Origin of the sequence: Streptomyces sp. TG1A-60, from assembly GCF_037201975.1 — a bacterium.
GTDB lineage: Bacteria > Actinomycetota > Actinomycetes > Streptomycetales > Streptomycetaceae > Streptomyces.
Genome location: NZ_CP147520.1, coordinates 4,241,304 through 4,257,446, shown reverse-complemented (window position 1 = coordinate 4,257,446; position 16,143 = coordinate 4,241,304). Strand labels below are relative to the sequence as shown.

Genomic DNA, 16,143 nt, shown 5'->3' with positions numbered 1-16,143 from the left:
AAGCTGGACACACTCGCGCTGCTCCCACCTCCGTGGTTGCAGTTCTGGTTGCATTCACCGGCGTACAGCACCGTTCAGAACCCCCGCCCGGACCAGATGCACCACAGGTCAGGACGTTGCCGTACGCCCCAGAACCCCCAGACGAACATTTGGAAAGCGTGTTGGGGGGGCAACCCCTCACGAGTTCGAATCTCGTATCCTCCGCAGCCACTGACCAGCGGAAACGAGGGCCTCGAACAGATTCTGGTCGGGGCCCTCGTCGTGCTGTGGTCTCAGTTTTGGTCTCAGTTGCCATCATCGGATCGGCGCGGACCTGGGCGGACACACTCAGGGCCCTCGCGAGTCGCAGTGCCGACTGGAGCATCGACCAGCGGAAACAGCCGAAGTGTCGGTGAGGGCTGGCACCACGCACCTCAGGAGGCCACAACCGATCCCGGAGTAAGCCCCAGGAAGTTCCGGGCTGTAGCTTCGAGGTCGTCGCCTCCCAAGAGGAAACACTCGTCCTAGACTCCCCCTGGCGATACTCAAGGAATTCATGCGCCTAGTACTACAGCCGGTTGTTTCACGGTGAGTGAGCACGTGCGGCTCGGGCGCGGTAGTGGCTGATACGGGCCCGGACTTGGTGGCGGGTGTGCCAGCGGTGCCAGTGCATCGCCAGCCAGGTCCGGGCGGTGCGGACGGGAGCGAGGACGATCCGGTCGTACAGGCGGCGGATCTCGTTCACGGTCGGGGGTCGGGTGTCGTCGGCGGGGCCAGGAATGATCGTCTGGGAGCCACGGGCTTGGTCAACGATACGACGTTGCTGCTGGACCTCGACGGAGTGTCCGTCATGCGGGTCGAGCGGCTTCAGTGCGGTGGGCGCCGGGTCCATCTGGCCACGGCGGATGCCTCGGCCCGGGCCTGCCCGGTCTGTCGGGTCTTCGCCTCCCGGGTGAAGGGCTGGGCGACCGCCCGGCCACGTGATCTGCCCTACGGGGAGCGCGGGCTGGAGTTCGTCTGGCACAAGCGCCGCTGGTGGTGCCGCGAAACCGCCTGTCCACGGCGGTCGTTCACCGAGCAGATCGGGCAGATACCGGCCGGGGCCCGGATCACCGGGCGGCTGCGGGCCGCATCCGGGCGGCGCGTGAGGGATGCCGGCTCCACGGTCATCCAGGCAGCCCGTGATCTGCACCTGTCCTGGCCGACCGTGATGAACGCCTTCCGCGCCGCCGCCCGCGAGGTCGTCCAGGATCCGCTGCCCGAGGTCGAGGTGCTGGGCATCGATGAGACCCGGCGCGGCAAGCCCCGCTGGGAGCAAGACCCGGACACCGGGAAGTGGAAGATGACCAGGGACCGCTGGCACACCGGGTTCGTCGACGCCCTCGGATCCGGCGGACTGCTCGGGCAGGTCGAGGGCCGCACCGTCGCCGACGTGCTGGCCTGGCTTTCCACCACGTGTGACAGCAGGGAAGCCCCGTTGTTCCACAGCCCGAGGTGATCCCGGTGCACGGCGAGGATGCCGTGCTGCAGAGCGAACTTCTCGGAGGGGCGGCTGAACCGCGTGGTCGTGACGAACAGGCCAGGTCGGCCCCGAAGTGCACCTTGGCACCCAGCAGATCGCGCAACTCCCGGCTCGCGATCGTGTCTGCTCGGCGCATAGCGCTTGCACTGGATCACCATGGTCCGCCCGTCCGGGAGGCAGCCAACGACGTCGGCGCCGTTGCCGTTCGCACCGCCCACCCGCCGCACCTGCGTGCAGCCGTCCCGTCGGCACAGGCTTGCGACCAGATCCTCGAACTCAGTGCCGGTCATCGCGTCCACCTCGGCGAGAGTCCGGTGCCCTGCCTTCACCACCTCTTCCTGCCGCCAGAGACGGTCCCGGCCGCGCACGAGCCGGTCCGTACGCCACAGCCACCAGCCCACCGCACCGACGCCACCGAGGACCAATGCACCCGTGATGTACGGCCACACGGCCGACCAGAACACCACCAGCAGGACCAGCACCACACCACCGCCGACCGCCAGCGCCTTCAGCCGCGCCGCACGCCTCCTGCGGGCAGCCGCACCACGTATATCTTCCGCAGGCGCCTGATCAGGCAAAACAGAGCGTCAGACCGCAGCTCGCGGTCCGACGCTCTGGCATGCCAGGGCGAGGCGCTTCCAGGCGTTTCCGGCCGTGTGCATGAGCGATGAATGCGGCAAACCGTGGTGAAACAGTCGGCGCGTCAACATCAAACGCCCAGCCAGAGGTCGGATCCGGGGTCGAGGAGCCGCAGCCCCGCCGGCGGGGCAGGAATCAGAAACTGATACCAAGCGCCCAGCCGCCGAGCAGCATCACCATGCCGGTGATCAGCACCACTCCGAACAGGTTCAGCCACAGGCCCGCCCGGACCATCTGGGGGATCGTCACATGGCCGGAGCCGAAGACGATGGCGTTCGGCGGGGTACCGACCGGGAGCATGAAGCTGCAGGTGGCCGCAAGCGCCGCCGGAGCCAGCAGCAGCAGCGGGTCGAGTCCGATGCCGACGGCCACTCCGCCAAGCACCGGAAGGAAGGTGGAGGCGGTGGCGGTGTTGCTGGTCAACTCGGTCAGCATCAGGATGATCAGGCAGACCACGGCGACCAGCAGCACGGTGGGCAGGGTGCCGAGCCCGCTCATCCGGGTGCCGATCCAGTCACTGAGCTTGGTCTCCTGAACGGCTTTGGCCAGGCTCAGACCGCCGCCGAAGAGCAGCAGTACTCCCCAGGGGATACCGGACTGGACAGTACGCCAGTCCATGGTCTGCTGCCCCTTCTTCAGAGCGACGGGAAGCAGGAAGAGGAGCAGCACGGCGGCGATCGCGACCGCCTCGTCGGTCAGGTTCGCCATGAACGGCAGCACGGAGGTCAGCGCGGACCAGTCGGTGATCGGGTCCTTGAACACCCACAGCAGGGCGGCACCGGCGAAGACCCCGAAGACGTTCCACTCGCCCCGTGACATCTTGCCCAGCTTGTCGATTTCCTCCTGGATGACCTCCTTGCCGCCGACCACATCGGTGAGCTTGGTGGGGTAGGCGACGCGGGTGAGGAAGAGCCAGGCGACAACGAGGAAGACGGCGGAGAGCGGGACGCCCACCTTCATCCAGTCCGCGAAGGCGATGGTGATGCCGTAGTTCTGCTCGACGAACCCGGACAGGATCAGGTTCGGCGGGCTGCCGATGAGGGTGGCCAGACCGCCGATGGTGGCGGCGTAGGCGATGGCCAGCATCAGCCCGGTGGCGAAGTTCTTGGTGTCCTTGTCCTCGGCCAGTTCGGAGACAGGACCGCTGGTCTCCTTCGCGTCGGCCGGGGCGGTGCCGGTCCGCTTGGCGATGACCAGCGCCAGCACACTGGTACCGATCGGCAGCATCATCAGGGTGGTGGCGGTGTTGGACACCCACATGCTGAGGAACGCCGTGGCGACCATGACGCCGAGTATCAACTGCCGTGGCTTGGTACCGATGGCCCGCATGGTCAGCAGTGCGATCCGCTTGTGCAGATTCCACTTCTGCATGGCCAGCGCGATCACGAAGCCGCCCAGGAAGAGGAAGACCGTGGGGTGCGCGTACGGCGCGGTCGCCTCGGCTATCTCCAACACGCCCAGCAGCGGGAACGCGACGATGGGCACCAGCGAGGTCACCGCCAGCGGCAGCGCCTCGGTCATCCACCACACGGCGGTCATCACGACCACCGCGGCCGTGGTCCGTGCCGGGGTGGACAGGGCATCGTCCTGGGGAAGCAGAAAGTACGTCGCGAACGCGAGCACGGGTCCCAGGATTCGGCCGAACCAGACCCGCTTCTGCGACAGGTGCGACTCGTCCGCCCCTGGCCGCGGACCGGCCGAAGCCCGCGCTTGGCCCTCGACGCGCTGAGTGTCAACTTCCATGAGTGTCCCTCCGAACATTTCCGCCACTTCGCTGTACCGGGGCGCTCGGGAATCTGACACGTACCGCAGGATCTGTCCCCGTTTTGTTCTTAACGGTCACATCCCGGGAAACCATCGATCAGTTGCTGCGGGACGCCGACCGGCAGGTGCCCGTTCGCGCTGAGCAGCGCACGCACCAGTGCGCCAGGGGCGTCCTCGGTACCGACACGGCCACCACATCCTCGTCTCACAGCGGTTCGCACGAACGGCGCCGCACCACCGGAAACCACGGCGCCGGAGAGGCCGCGTGAAGAAGCGGGCCAAAGCGTGGCGGGGGCAACCCCTCACGAGTTCGAATCCTGTGACGGACCGCGACGGCACCCGCCCCACACTGCTCAGGGACGCCGTGCCACGGACCGCGCCCCCCACACACAAGACGCGACGGCGTCCCCACCACACCACGTCGAGGCTCCCGTTTCGCACGTTGTGAGGGCGCCCGTTGGGATCATGTCGGGCGCGGTTCCTTTCGGTTGGCCCTTGAGGCCAGGTGGTGGTGGTCTGGATGCAGATGGTGGATTGTTCCTTCGGGGGGCCGGCCTCCTCTCCGGGGCCGGTCCTCGAGGTCTCGTTAAAGTGGCACCGGCGGTTGTCGGTTGTCGGTTGTCCGACGACATATCCGAATCAGACAGGGGGCCAGCCGTGGGAACTCCGCGCCTCAGTAGTACGCCGTTGCCGGGGATCGGGGTTCGTTACGACCTCACGACCAAGGAGCAGCGGCGGCTCTCGGTGGTCGCTGCTCGGGACGGTTCACGGACGGTGAGCGCGTACCGGCGGGACGATCCGGACGAGTGTGCGCTGTCGGTACGACTGACGACCGGGGAGGCGACCGCCCTCATCGACGCGTTGGCGCCGGACCACCACAGCCCGAACCTGCTGTCCACCACGGAGCTGGGACTGGTGGCGGAGCGAATCGAGCTGGCGTCGACGTCGCACTGGAACGGGCGCGTGCTGGGCGACACACGGATGCGGACCGAGACGGGGGTGTCCATCGTGGCCGTACTTCGCCGGGCCGAGGCGATTCCGTCGCCGGGGCCCGACTTCCGGCTGGCCGGCGGTGACACGCTCATCGTGATCGGCACCCGGGAGGGTGTCGATACGGCCGCCTCGATACTCGGGCGGAAGTGAACGGATCATGTACCCCTCCGCGCAGTTCTCCGGCCAGTTCCTCGCTCAGTCCTCCGGGCACTCCTCCGCCGTCTTCCTGATCGAGTTCGGGGCGATCATCCTCGGCCTCGGCCTGCTGGGACGGTTCGCCGGACGGTTCCGGCTGTCGCCGATACCGCTGTACCTCCTGGCCGGGCTCGCCTTCGGAGAGGGAGGGCTGCTGCCGCTGGGCGCGAGTGAGGAGTTCGTGGCGATCGGCGCCGAGATCGGCGTGATCCTGCTGCTGCTCATGCTCGGCCTGGAGTACACCGCCAGCGATCTCGTCACCAACCTCAAGACCCAGTACCCCGCCGGGCTCGTCGACGCCACCCTCAACGCCCTGCCCGGCGCCGCCATGGCCCTGCTCCTCGGCTGGGGGCCCGTCGCCGCCGTCGTCCTCGCCGGCGTCACCTGGATCTCCTCCTCCGGCGTCATCGCCAAGGTCCTCGGCGACCTCGGCCGCCTCGGCAACCGCGAGACGCCCGTCGTCCTCAGTATCCTCGTCCTCGAAGACCTTTCCATGGCCGTCTACCTGCCGATCATCACCGCCCTGCTGGCCGGCGTCGGTCTGGCGGCGGGCAGCGCGACGCTGGCCATCGCCCTCGGTACGGCCGCCCTCGTGCTGCTGCTGGCGTTGCGGTACGGGCGGCACATCTCCCGGTTCGTCTCCAGCGACGACCCCGAGAAACTGCTCCTCGCCGTCCTCGGACTGACCCTGCTCGTCGCCGGGATCGCCCAGCAACTCCAGGTGTCGGCGGCGGTCGGGGCCTTCCTCGTCGGCATAGCACTGTCCGGTGAGGTCGCCGAGGGCGCGCACGGTCTGCTCGCCCCACTGCGCGACCTGTTCGCCGCCGTCTTCTTCGTCTTCTTCGGCCTCCACACCGACCCCGCCAGCATCCCCCCGGTCCTCCTGCCCGCCCTCGTCCTGGCCCTCGTCACCGCCCTGACGAAGATCGCCACCGGGTACTGGGCGGCGCGCCGGGCCGGCATCTCGGCCAAGGGCCGCTGGCGCGCGGGCGGCGCGCTCGTCGCCCGCGGCGAGTTCTCCATCGTCATCGCCGGCCTCGCCGTCACCGCCGGTATCGAGCCGTCCCTCGGGCCGCTGGCCACGGCGTACGTACTGATCCTGGTGATCGTTGGCCCGCTGACCGCGCGCTGGACCGAGCCGGTGGGGACGTGGGTGACGGCGCGACTGTGGCGGCCGGTCACACTCGAACGGGACGAACGTGACCGGCCGACCACGGCTTCGGCCGGGGCACATGAGGCGTTGGACACGCGGGACGCGGCTGATCACGCGGGACGCGGCTGATCGAGCGCGGACGGGTGGAGCGGCCGGGCCAGGCCGGGAGCGGTCCGGCCCCTGTCGCCGTCCGCGACGGTCACTGAGCCGTGCCGGCCAACAGCCCGCGTCGCACGGGGACTTCGAGCAGTACGCGCGTTCCGCCCGGCCGGTGCGGAGCGGTGACGACCCGTACTTCGTGGCGAATGCCTCCGTGACCGTCCGGCGGGAACGGACCGCGGCGGGCCTCCGCCGCCCCCTCCGCCACGACGGGGAGCCGGCCGTCCTCCAGGGCCAGGGACACCCTCCCGAACCTCTCGATGTCGCTGACCTTGACCGAACCGCCGTCCGCGCCGATCCACACGGCACAGGCGGGGTTGCGGGGGCGCGGCCCGTGGGGATGGGAAGAAGTGGGAGGGGAAGGGGAAGGACGGCGAGGGGCGAAGCAACCAGTGCGACACGCATGACAGGCGCGACCGACACGGTGAAGGGTGAGCGATGACGACCATCGACGCGGGGGAACCCTCCGGCGGCCTCGACGTGCGCCCGGCCTCCGGGCACATCGGCGCCGACGTCGACGGCGTCGACCTCGCGGGCCCGCTGGACGACGAGGCCGTCGCCGGTATCCGCGCGGCGCTGCTCCGCTGGAAGGTCGTTTTCTTCCGGGGGCAGCGGCTGGACCACGCCGGGCAGACCGCGTTCGCGCGCCGCTTCGGGGAGCCGGTCCGGCTGCGTTCGAGGGGCTCGGTCTCGCCTGCCGAGCACCCCGAGATCGAGACCACGGCCGACCGCCAGGAGCTGGGCCGCAAACACGGCATGGACCAGGCCGAATGGCTGGAACGCCGCCGCCACTCCACCCTCCGCGGCTGGCACGCCGACCACACCGCCCGTATCGACCCGCCCGCCCTGACCCTGCTCCGCGCCGAACGCGTGCCCCCGTACGGCGGCGACACCACCTGGGCCAACCTCGCCACCGCCTACGCGGGCCTGTCCGAGCCGGTCCGCCGGTTCGCCGACGGGCTGCGCGCCGAGCACCGGCTCGGCGTCGGCTACCTCGCCCGCTCCGGCGCCGACCCCTACCTCCGCCATCTCCAGGACCACCAGGTCGCGTCCGTCCACCCGGTCGTCCGCGTCCACCCCGAGACCGGCGAACGCGTCCTGTACGTCAACCCGTACTACGTCGAGAACATCGTCGACGTCACCCGGGCCGAGAGCCGGCTCCTGATGGAGATGTTCGTCGAGCAGATCACCCGGCCCGAGTACACGGTCCGCTTCCGCTGGGAGCCGGGTTCCGTGGCCCTCTGGGACAACCGCGCCACCATCCACCTCGCCCCCAACGACACCGCCCACCTGGACTTCCCGCGCATCATGCACCGTGTCATGGTCGCCGGGGACCCGCCCGTGGGCGTGGACGGCACCCCGTCGAAGGCCCTCGCCGGGGCGCCTCTGCACGACCGCAGCGCGTAGCCGGGCCGCCCGGAGCGCTTGACCGGGCTCTCCGGAGCGCGTAGCCGGGTTCCGGGGAGCGCGTGGACAGGCCGCCGATTCCGGGTAGCCGGCACCGCATGGGTGACGCACTCGTCGGAGCCTGCTCCTGGACCGACCGCGCGCTGCTGGCCAGCGGCTGGTATCCGCGCGGCGGGCGCCTGGCTCCGGCGTCCTGGCCCCAGCCGCCTGCCTCCGGCGTCCTGACTCTGGTGCCGCCCTGACTCTGGTGGCGTCCTGACTCTGGTGCCCTGCTGTCCGGCTAACTCACCCGTACCGGCTTCTCCACCGTGACCTGGTCGATCTCCGACGTACGGACCGTGAGCTTCATCGTCCACTTGCCGGGCAGGGGGAGTTGGAGGGTGTCGGTGGCCCAGTAGCCGCCGCGGTCGGTGAGCTTCGCGTCGATCGGGCCGATCTTCTGGGCCCGCAGGGTGAAGGTGAGCCGCAGTTCGGGGACGGTCGCGATGCCGCCGTCGGGGCCGAAGACCACGGCCTGCACGGAGTTCTCGCCCACACGTCCCGGTCCGAGGTCGATCTGGACCTTGCCGTGACCGTTCGGGGTGCCGACGTCGAAGGGGATCGACGTCGAGGAGGCCGTGTTCTCCCCGGCCGCCCCGCCCCCGCCCTCCTTCGCGATCTCCGCCGCCGCCCGGCCCGGCAGGGTCCCCGTCAGCACGGTGGTGATCACCAGCACCACGACCGCGACGCTGAACTCCGCGAGGACGGAACGCCGAAGGCCATGACGCTGCCGGTCGGCGGGCGAGTCGGCGTCGTGCAGCTGATCACCGCCCCTGTCGCCGCCCTTGGCCTCGCCCTTGGCCACGGCCGTGTCCGCGCTCCGGCCGCCAGCCTGTCCGCCGTCTCGCTCACCGCCCCTGTCACCGGCGCGTACGTCGTCGGCGTCGCCGACTCGTCCTGCGGCGCCCACCCGCTCAGGCACCCGCGCCGCCGCGACAGCCGCAGTCGCAGTCGCAGCAGCCGTGGCCGTCCGCTCAGTGGCCGCATCGGGCTCAGCGATCCCGTCCGGCTCAGCGACGTCGGTCCGCTCGGCGGCCTTCGCCGAAACCGCCCCCAACCACCCCGTCCACCGCCGCGAAACCCCCGCCGCCACCAGCAGGAGCAGCACCGCGACCAGCTTGGCGACGAGGATCTCCCCGTACGCCGTGGAAGTGAAGGCGGACCAGGAACCGAGGCCTCGCCAGGACTGGTAGACGCCGGTGACGACGAGGACGATCACCGAGGCGAAGGCGAGGCGGGAGAAACGGTTGACCACGGCGGGGGACAGGGTCCTCGGTGCCCGGAGCAGCACGGTGAGCAGTGCGGTCAGCCCGCCCAGCCAGACGGCCATGGCGAGCAGGTGCAGCACGGCGGAGGTCATCGCCACCGGCACCTGGATACCTGCGGAGGCGTGCTCCGCGGCGGCCCAGGTCCCGGCGAGGCCGACGGAGAGCAGGGCCCCGCCGACGAGCGCGCCCCGCCCCCACTTCTCCTGACGACCGACGCGTACGAGGAAGAGGGCGGCCACCGCGAGCAGCGCCAGCCGTGCCAGCAGCGCGAGTCCCGGCCGGCTCACCATCGTGTCGCGCAGAACGGACGGGTCGAAGGCGGCGCCGATGCCACTGCCCCGCTCGTACGGTCCGCGCAGCAGCAGCAGGACCAGCGAGGCGACCAGCAGTACCAGCCAGCCCGCCAGGAGCAGCCGGCGCAGGACCTCGCTCGCACCCCCGAGCACGACCGCCAGGAAGAAGGTCACGCCGATGAGCAGGGCGAGGGCGCCGTACGCGAAGTAGCGGGTGATGTCGTAGAAGGAGGAGGTGAGCGGGTCCTCGGCGAGGTCGGCGGGGAGGGGGGCGGAGGTCGCGGAGCGTTCGCCGACCGAGAAGAGCAGGGCACCCGCGATGGGGTGGCTGTCGGCCGAGACCACCCGCCAGGCGATCGTGTACGTGCCGTCGTCGAGGTCTGCGGGGAGGGTGACGCGCGCCGTGTCGGAACGGCCGCCCGCGCGCCCCGGCTTGCCGGTGTCGACCGCCCGGTTCTGCGGGTCGACGACCCGGATCGAGTCCTCCAGGAGGCTTACCGACTCGGTGAAGCGGAGGGTGACGTCCCGGGGAGCGGACTCGACGACGCTTCCGTCGACGGGGTCACTCCCTTTGAGCGCGGCGTGCGCGGACGCGGTACCCGCCCCGCCGAGGAGGAACAGGACCAGCACGGTGCCCAGCAGCGCCAGGCGCTGAACCCCTCGTACCCGGCCGCCGGCGCGGTGCCGGCACCTGCCGAGGGCTCCGCCGGTCCCGCCCGGCCCGCCGGTGGCAGTAGTCACACTGGTCACACCAGCGCCGCCGTCATGTCGCCTCTCGCCCCTGTCCCGGTCCTCGGCCCTGCCTCCGGCCTCGGCCCTGCTCCTGACCAGGTCCCTTTCCCTGCCTCGGCCCACGTCTTGCTCCGGATCCACTGTCGCCGGCCCTCGGACTCCTCGCATACGTACGCACGTCGCGAACGCCGCGTTCAACCCGCCCTGTCCCGACCTGGGCGAGACCTGGATGGACCTGATCTGGGCGGGACCTGGACAGCCCCGACCGGCCTCACCCACCTCAACCACCTCCCCCACCTCAACCACCTCGACCGCCTCGACCGGCGCTCCGGTCCGCCCCCGGGCCTACGCCCGCCCCAGCCCCGCGATCAGGTCGGCCCGGTCCGGATACAGCCGCGCCAACTCCCCGGTGTCCCCGTGCTCGTACCCCTCGTACGTGAACCCCGGTGCCATCGTGCACCCGAACAACGTCCAGCCCTCGCCGTCACCGCCACCCCCCAGGACCCGCGCCCCCATCCAGGTCCCGGCGGGCACGACGTACTGCACGTACTGCCCGCCGAGCACATCCGGCCCGAGGGCGACCAGCCGCGAGGGCCCGCCCGGGGCGAGGAGCAGCATCTGGAGCGGGTCACCGAGGTAGAAGTGCCAGACCTCGTCGGCGGGCAGCCGGTGCAGCGCGGAGTAGTCCCCCGGCTCGGCGGTGAGCAGCGCGACGATCGCGGTTCCCTCGGGGCGCCCGTCACCCCGATCGGCCCCGGCCCACGTCTGACGGAAGCGACCGCCCTCCCGTGGGATGGGCTCCAGCGCGTAGTGGGCGATGAGATCGTCGGGAGTCACGCTCCCGAGGCTACGCCGCCACTCGAACACCGGCCGACTCCCCAGCCCACCGGCCTACCCGTCTGCCGGCCTACCGGCCTCCGGCCCACCGGCCCGCCGGCCCGCCGACCGATGCCCGAAGACCGTCTCCCTCCGCAGAAACGCCAGTTGCGCCCGCTTCTCGGGCAGATACACATCCGGCAGATCGATCTCCGGCAGAACGACGACCGGTCCGCGCTCGAACCCCTGCCGGAGGAACCGCGCTATCGCCTTCTCGTTCCGCTCGTCCGGGTCGACGACGACCCGCCGCCGGTCCAGTCCGACCATGACGTACGACGAGAAGGCCTCCAGCAGCGAGGACGACCACCCCGGCCGCTCTCCGCCCTCCCCGGCGGGGGCCAGCAGGACATGGACCCCGATGTCGCCGGGTTCGGCCTCGTAGCACTCGCCGACCCGGTCGGCCTCCGGCTCGTACGTCTGCAGCAGCCCGACCGGTCGGCCGTCGTGCACCGCGAGGTAGGCGTCGTGGGTGTCGAGGGTGTCCAGGTGCTCGTATATGTCCCGCACCTGGTCCGGCGTGAGCCCGTTCATGCCCCAGAACTCGGCGCGCGGTTCGCTCACCCAGCCATGGACCACACCGGCGTCGGCCCTCGCGTCCAACGGCAGGATCCGCACGGTCCCGAACCCGCCGACCACCTGCTCGTGGACGGCCACCCGGCCGCCGTACGACTCAACGGTCATGGCAGTCCTCCTCATTGTCCTCCGCGTCCTCGACGCACTGGATGTCCTGGGCGGTCTCAATGTCCTGGACGGGCTCGATGTCCCTGGTGAGCTGGTCCCAGTCTGTGACGACCGGTACGAGGTCTCCCCTGAGCCACAGGGGGAGTTGGTCGCGGTGGTGGGCCGACCCAGCCACGCCTGACGCCCCGAACGGCACCGCCCAGAGGCTGTCCTCACGCCGGGCCAGGTCCCAGACGTACCGGGCGGCGGGCCCGCGAGCGCTGAGGTCGGTCACACCGGGGACGGCGGAGGTGCAGAGCACACAGTCGTGATCACCGGCCAGCCCCGGCTCGTCGGGGGCGTGCTGGCCTTCGTCCGGAAGGGCCCGCCACGGCGCGAGCCGGTGGCTGTCGCCCCAGCGCCGGAACTCGGCGCCGGCGACCTCCTCCAGCGCCTCCCGCACGAGCGCCGCCCGGTCGATCCCGTACAACTCCTCCGCTCTCAGCAGATGTTCGAGCGCGAACCCGATCCGAACGGTCACCGAGAGCCACGGCCGGAAGACCTCGGGATACGTCGGCGGTACGGCCAGCGCCGCGAAGGCGGGCTGCGCCGCGAGCCGACGTACGACCGCTCCGCGCAGCGCCGCGTACGCCGCCGCGTCCACGCTGTCGGCCGCCATCCGCCGGTCCCAGCGCAGCAGCCGCCGGCAGAGCCCGGCTGCGGCGGGGCTGAGGGGCACCGGTTCTTCGGCGGCGTCGGTGTCGGCGTCGTGGGCCTCGGTGAGGGCGGCCAGGTGGTCCAACAAGGGCGCGGCGGAGGCGAGATGGGTGTCCATGTGGATGGCGGGCATGTCCGAGGCGGACCACACCTGCTTCTCGTTCAGCAGTTCGCGGATACGCTCGGCCCGGTGCGGCGGGGCGAACTCCACGCCCAACGGGGCGGCCGGGCCACACTGGTTGGCCATCACGGCGACGCCGTCCTCGAACGTGCCGTACGGCGTCTGGTGCCACCCCTCCCACTCGTGCCCCGGCTCCCAGGCGGCGACGATCCGCGTCCGGTTGTCCCGACTCCGTACCGGAACCCGCCCCGCCACCCGATGCAGCGCTCCGCCCCGCGTGTCCGCGGCCTGCACGACGTTCACGGGCTCGGCCCACCGATCGAACGCCCGGTCCACATCGGCGACTTCGCGGGCGCGGAGGAGGGGGAGAAGCGCACTGAGCCCAAGGTCCTCGGTGACGCGGGGCGGAAAACGAAGACTGATGGAACCGACGGAGCCGGAATCGGAGCCTATGCCGGAGCCTGATTCGGCATAGGCATCGGCATCGGCATCGTCGTGGGCATGGGCATGGGCGTGGGCGTCGGGCCCGGAATCGGAGCCGGAACCGGCGTGGGGAGCCAAGCCGCCGATGACGACGGGCCCGCGCGGGGTCTCGATCACCTCCACCTCGACCGGATTCCCGCCCGCGACCTCGATGACCTCCACGTGCCGATGCACGACCCGCCACTCCCCGTCCGGATCGAGCGCCTCGACAACGCCGCCGTTCCCGTCCCCTTCCCCGTCCCCTTCCCCGTCCCCTTCCCCGTTCCCTTCCCCGTTCCCTTCCTCGTTCCCTTCCTCGTTCCCGTCCCCGTGCTCTTCTCCCTGCCCGTCACCTGTCCGGCGGCGACGGAGGCGCTCCCTATACAGATCCTGGTAGTCGGCCATGGCGTTGGTGATCGCCCAGGCGGCGTCGCCCGTGTGACCGAAGTGGGCGATGCCGGGCATGCCCGGTACGGCGAGGCCGACGACGTCGAACTCGGGGCAGGAGAGGCGGATCTGCTGATAGACGCCCGGTTCCTCGATGAACCGGTGCGGATCACCGGCGATGACGGCGTGCCCGGTCGCCGTACGGGCACCGTCCACCAGCCACCCGTTGCTGCCGGAGGTGGCGGGCCCGTCGGTGGCGAAGAGCCCGACCGCGTCGGCACCGAGATGCCGTACGACCTCCTCGCGCCAGAGCTTCGCGGGGAACCCGGCGAACAGGATGTGCGTGGCGAGCCAGACACCGAGCGGATGCCAGGCCTCCCAACGCCCGGGGACGAGCCCGACCCGCGCGAACTCGGGCGCGCGCCGCGCCCCTTCGGCAAGCCCGTCATTGACACCCTTGACGTAGGCGCGGACCCAGTCGGCGGTCTCCGGGTCCGTTCTCTCCAGCCGGGCGAAGCATCTTCGGGCCGTGTCGTCGAGGCGGGTCCGTCTCGCGAACCGGTCCCAGGCGAGGGCGTCGACGCCGAGGAAGGCGGCCGAGGTGCCCTGGAGGCGGTGGCGTTCGACTTCGAGCTGCCAGGCGCGGTCGAGGGCGGTGACCCGGCCCTGGGCGCGGGCGAGGGCGCGGGCATCGGCGGCGCGGAGGTGGGGAATACCCCAGGCGTCACGATATGTCCCGTGGAGCGAAATGTTCCCCTGCGCGCGCCCCCGCGCGCTGCCGCTTTCCCGCATTCCCGCACCCCACCTGTGATTTAGGTTAGCCTCGCCTAAGTAATCTGTGATCAAAGCGTACGTGAAGGGTGCAGAGGCCATGGGGCAGGGACACGGTTGGGAGGGAGCGGTCCTCAAACTGCTCCGCGCGAAGGACTTCGTCTTCACTGTGACCGGTGCGGAACAAGTCACCGAGAACTACCGTCGGCTCCACCTCACCGACGGCGGCATGCTCGCGGTGACCGGCGTCCACCCGACGATGTGGGTACGCCTCTGGTTCGAGGCCGCGGGCAAGCCGCACCAGCGGGCGTACACGCTCGTCGACCCCGATCCGGCGGCCGGTACGTTCAGTCTGGAGTTCGCCCTCCACGAAGGCCACGCCAGCGACTGGGCCCGCTCCGCCAAACCCGGTGACACCATCGAGGCCACGGTCCACGGCACCGCCTTCACCGACCCGGACCCGGCCCCCACCCGCATCCTCGCCGTCGGCGACCCCGCCTCCCTGCCCGCCCTCAACTCCCTCCTGAGCGCACTCCCCTCAGCACCGGCAACCATCTGGTTCGAGACGCCGTCGGAGGAGACAGCGGGGGCGGAGACCGAGGCGGCAGCGGGGGCGGAACCCCAAGCTACGGCGGAGGCCGAGGGCGAGGGCGGACCCCAGGCCTCAGCTCAGACCCCCGCTCAGCGCCAAGCCGAGGGGACGGGAGGTCTCCCCCTCCGCCTCGATCCCACTCGCCACGACTTCCGCCCGGTCCCCCGCCAGGACGCCGGTGCCCGCCTCCTCACCCAAGTGAAGACCGACGCCCCCGTCCTCCTGAACGACACCTCCGCCCCGTACATCTGGATCGCCTGCGACACCGCCACAACCCGCTCCCTCACGGCCTACTTCCGTAAGGAACTGGGCGTACCGAAGCAGCGGATGCACGCGCTGGGCTACTGGCGCCCGTAGCACCACCGGGGCGGCAAGAAAGGGGAACGGGGAACCGCCGGGCCGGGGGCCGAAGACCGGCCGGTGCCCGCATCATGCGGCGTGGCCGAAGACACGCCGGTGCCCGGACCATGCGGCACAGCCGGCGGCACGGCGTGTCGCTGCGGGCTGCACCGGAGCCCGCCAGCAGCTCGCCCCGCGGCCGACATCGGAGCTGGTGACCGCGCGGCCACCGGAAGCGTTCCGATCCCGAGCCACGGCGCAGCTGGGCAGGGGCAACCCGGCAAGGGAGGCCCGGAACCCGACCGCCCACCCGTCCGCCAGCCCGAGCCGGGCTGCGGTGGGCGGTGGGGCGCGCGATCATCAGGGCATGGACGTCACCCTTCACCTCGCCCAGGACCCCGAGGCGGACGCGCTGCTCGGGCGCAGTCCGCTCGCCGCGCTGGTCGGCATGCTGCTGGACCAGCAAGTGCCGATGGAGTGGGCGTTCAAGGGCCCCTGGACCATCGCCCAACGGCTCGACGCGGACGACCTGGACGCCCACGAGATCGCCACGATGGCCCCGGATGCCTTCGCCGCGCTGCTGTCCACCAAACCGGCGGTACACCGCTACCCCGGCTCCATGGCGAAGCGGATCCAGCAGCTGTGCCAGTACCTCGTCGACCACTACGACGGCGACGCGAGCGCGGTCTGGCAGGACGCGACGACCGGCCAGGAACTCCTCTCCCGCCTCGAATCCCTCCCCGGCTTCGGCCGCCAGAAGGCCCAGATCTTCCTGGCCCTCCTGGGCAAACAGCTCGGCGTCCACCCCACCGGCTGGCGCGAAGCCGCCGGCTCCTACGGCGACCCCGACTCCTTCCGCTCCGTGGCCGACATCAAGGGCCCCGGCTCCCTGGCCAAGGTCCGCGCCCACAAGCAGGAAATGAAGGCAGCCGCCAAGGCCGCCCAGGCCACGAAGCCCTCCGGCAAGTAACCCGCCCCGACCCTCTCAGGGGCGGGGCGGGTTACTGCGCGACCAGCCACAACGCCCCCACACCCACACCCACACGCCTACGCCTACGCCGAGCGAGCGGATCTC

General features: G+C 70.9%; 14 protein-coding genes and 1 pseudogene. 7 read left to right on the top strand and 8 right to left on the bottom strand.

The window, feature by feature from the left end:
• Positions 1 to 562: 562 nt before the first annotated feature.
• Positions 563 to 724: a hypothetical protein gene (locus WBG99_RS18285; protein WP_338897324.1), complete on the bottom strand. Its 162-nt coding sequence runs from the start codon at positions 722 to 724 to the stop codon at positions 563 to 565.
• A gap of 57 nt (positions 725 to 781) precedes the next feature.
• On the opposite strand from WBG99_RS18285, the gene WBG99_RS18280 reads away from it, so the two are divergent.
• Complete coding sequence (locus WBG99_RS18280) at positions 782 to 1,477, top strand: transposase family protein (RefSeq protein WP_338897323.1); 696 nt, start codon at positions 782 to 784, stop codon at positions 1,475 to 1,477.
• Positions 1,478 to 1,530: 53 nt separating this feature from the next.
• Here the strand turns inward: WBG99_RS18280 and WBG99_RS18275 are convergent.
• Positions 1,531 to 1,791 (bottom strand): annotated as a pseudogene (locus WBG99_RS18275) (restriction endonuclease); the annotation flags it as partial.
• 484 nt (positions 1,792 to 2,275) lie between these two features.
• Entirely contained in the window at positions 2,276 to 3,763 is a 1,488-nt protein-coding gene (locus WBG99_RS18270) for a DASS family sodium-coupled anion symporter (RefSeq protein WP_338897322.1), read from the bottom strand.
• 828 nt (positions 3,764 to 4,591) lie between these two features.
• Between WBG99_RS18270 and WBG99_RS18265 the strand changes: the two genes are divergently transcribed.
• Together WBG99_RS18265 and WBG99_RS18260 are read left to right on the top strand one after the other, a co-directional pair.
• Positions 4,592 to 5,047 carry a TrkA C-terminal domain-containing protein gene (locus tag WBG99_RS18265; RefSeq protein ID WP_338900389.1) on the top strand — a complete coding sequence of 152 codons (456 nt, stop codon included), beginning with the start codon at positions 4,592 to 4,594 and terminating at the stop codon, positions 5,045 to 5,047.
• Positions 5,048 to 5,054: 7 nt separating this feature from the next.
• Positions 5,055 to 6,374 carry a cation:proton antiporter gene (locus WBG99_RS18260; RefSeq protein ID WP_338897321.1) on the top strand — a complete coding sequence of 440 codons (1,320 nt, stop codon included), beginning with the start codon at positions 5,055 to 5,057 and terminating at the stop codon, positions 6,372 to 6,374.
• 70 nt (positions 6,375 to 6,444) lie between these two features.
• Here the strand turns inward: WBG99_RS18260 and WBG99_RS18255 are convergent, their stop codons facing one another.
• A complete protein-coding gene (locus WBG99_RS18255) occupies positions 6,445 to 6,708 on the bottom strand; it encodes a pyridoxamine 5'-phosphate oxidase (RefSeq protein WP_338897320.1) in 264 nt (87 codons plus the stop codon).
• Between the two features lie 134 nt (positions 6,709 to 6,842).
• Between WBG99_RS18255 and WBG99_RS18250 the strand changes: the two genes are divergently transcribed.
• Both WBG99_RS18250 and WBG99_RS18245 read left to right on the top strand, forming a co-directional pair.
• Entirely contained in the window at positions 6,843 to 7,811 is a 969-nt protein-coding gene (locus WBG99_RS18250; protein WP_338897319.1) for a TauD/TfdA family dioxygenase, read from the top strand.
• A gap of 98 nt (positions 7,812 to 7,909) precedes the next feature.
• Complete coding sequence (locus tag WBG99_RS18245; protein ID WP_338900601.1) at positions 7,910 to 8,053, top strand: hypothetical protein; 144 nt, start codon at positions 7,910 to 7,912, stop codon at positions 8,051 to 8,053.
• Positions 8,054 to 8,091: 38 nt separating this feature from the next.
• Here WBG99_RS18245 and WBG99_RS18240 read toward each other — a convergent pair whose 3' ends face one another.
• The 4 genes from WBG99_RS18240 to WBG99_RS18225 form a co-directional block, all read right to left on the bottom strand.
• Positions 8,092 to 10,311 (bottom strand): copper resistance protein CopC, encoded by a 2,220-nt coding sequence (locus WBG99_RS18240; protein WP_338897318.1) that lies wholly within the window; start codon positions 10,309 to 10,311, stop codon positions 8,092 to 8,094.
• 177 nt (positions 10,312 to 10,488) lie between these two features.
• Complete coding sequence (locus WBG99_RS18235; RefSeq protein ID WP_338897317.1) at positions 10,489 to 10,980, bottom strand: cupin domain-containing protein; 492 nt, start codon at positions 10,978 to 10,980, stop codon at positions 10,489 to 10,491.
• A 54-nt stretch (positions 10,981 to 11,034) separates the two neighbouring features.
• The gene (locus WBG99_RS18230; protein ID WP_338897316.1) at positions 11,035 to 11,700 is read right to left on the bottom strand and encodes a GNAT family N-acetyltransferase; all 666 of its coding nucleotides are present in this window, start codon (positions 11,698 to 11,700) and stop codon (positions 11,035 to 11,037) included.
• On the bottom strand, positions 11,690 to 14,158 hold the full coding sequence (locus WBG99_RS18225; protein ID WP_338897315.1) for a penicillin acylase family protein: 2,469 nt from the start codon (positions 14,156 to 14,158) through the stop codon (positions 11,690 to 11,692). Before WBG99_RS18225 ends, WBG99_RS18230 begins: the two co-directional genes overlap by 11 nt.
• A gap of 79 nt (positions 14,159 to 14,237) precedes the next feature.
• Here WBG99_RS18225 and WBG99_RS18220 point away from each other — a divergent pair, with 79 nt between their 5' ends.
• Positions 14,238 to 15,086: a siderophore-interacting protein gene (locus WBG99_RS18220; protein ID WP_338897314.1), complete on the top strand. Its 849-nt coding sequence runs from the start codon at positions 14,238 to 14,240 to the stop codon at positions 15,084 to 15,086.
• Between the two features lie 349 nt (positions 15,087 to 15,435).
• Positions 15,436 to 16,038 (top strand): HhH-GPD-type base excision DNA repair protein, encoded by a 603-nt coding sequence (locus WBG99_RS18215; protein ID WP_338897313.1) that lies wholly within the window; start codon positions 15,436 to 15,438, stop codon positions 16,036 to 16,038.
• The last annotated feature ends 105 nt before the right edge of the window (positions 16,039 to 16,143 follow it).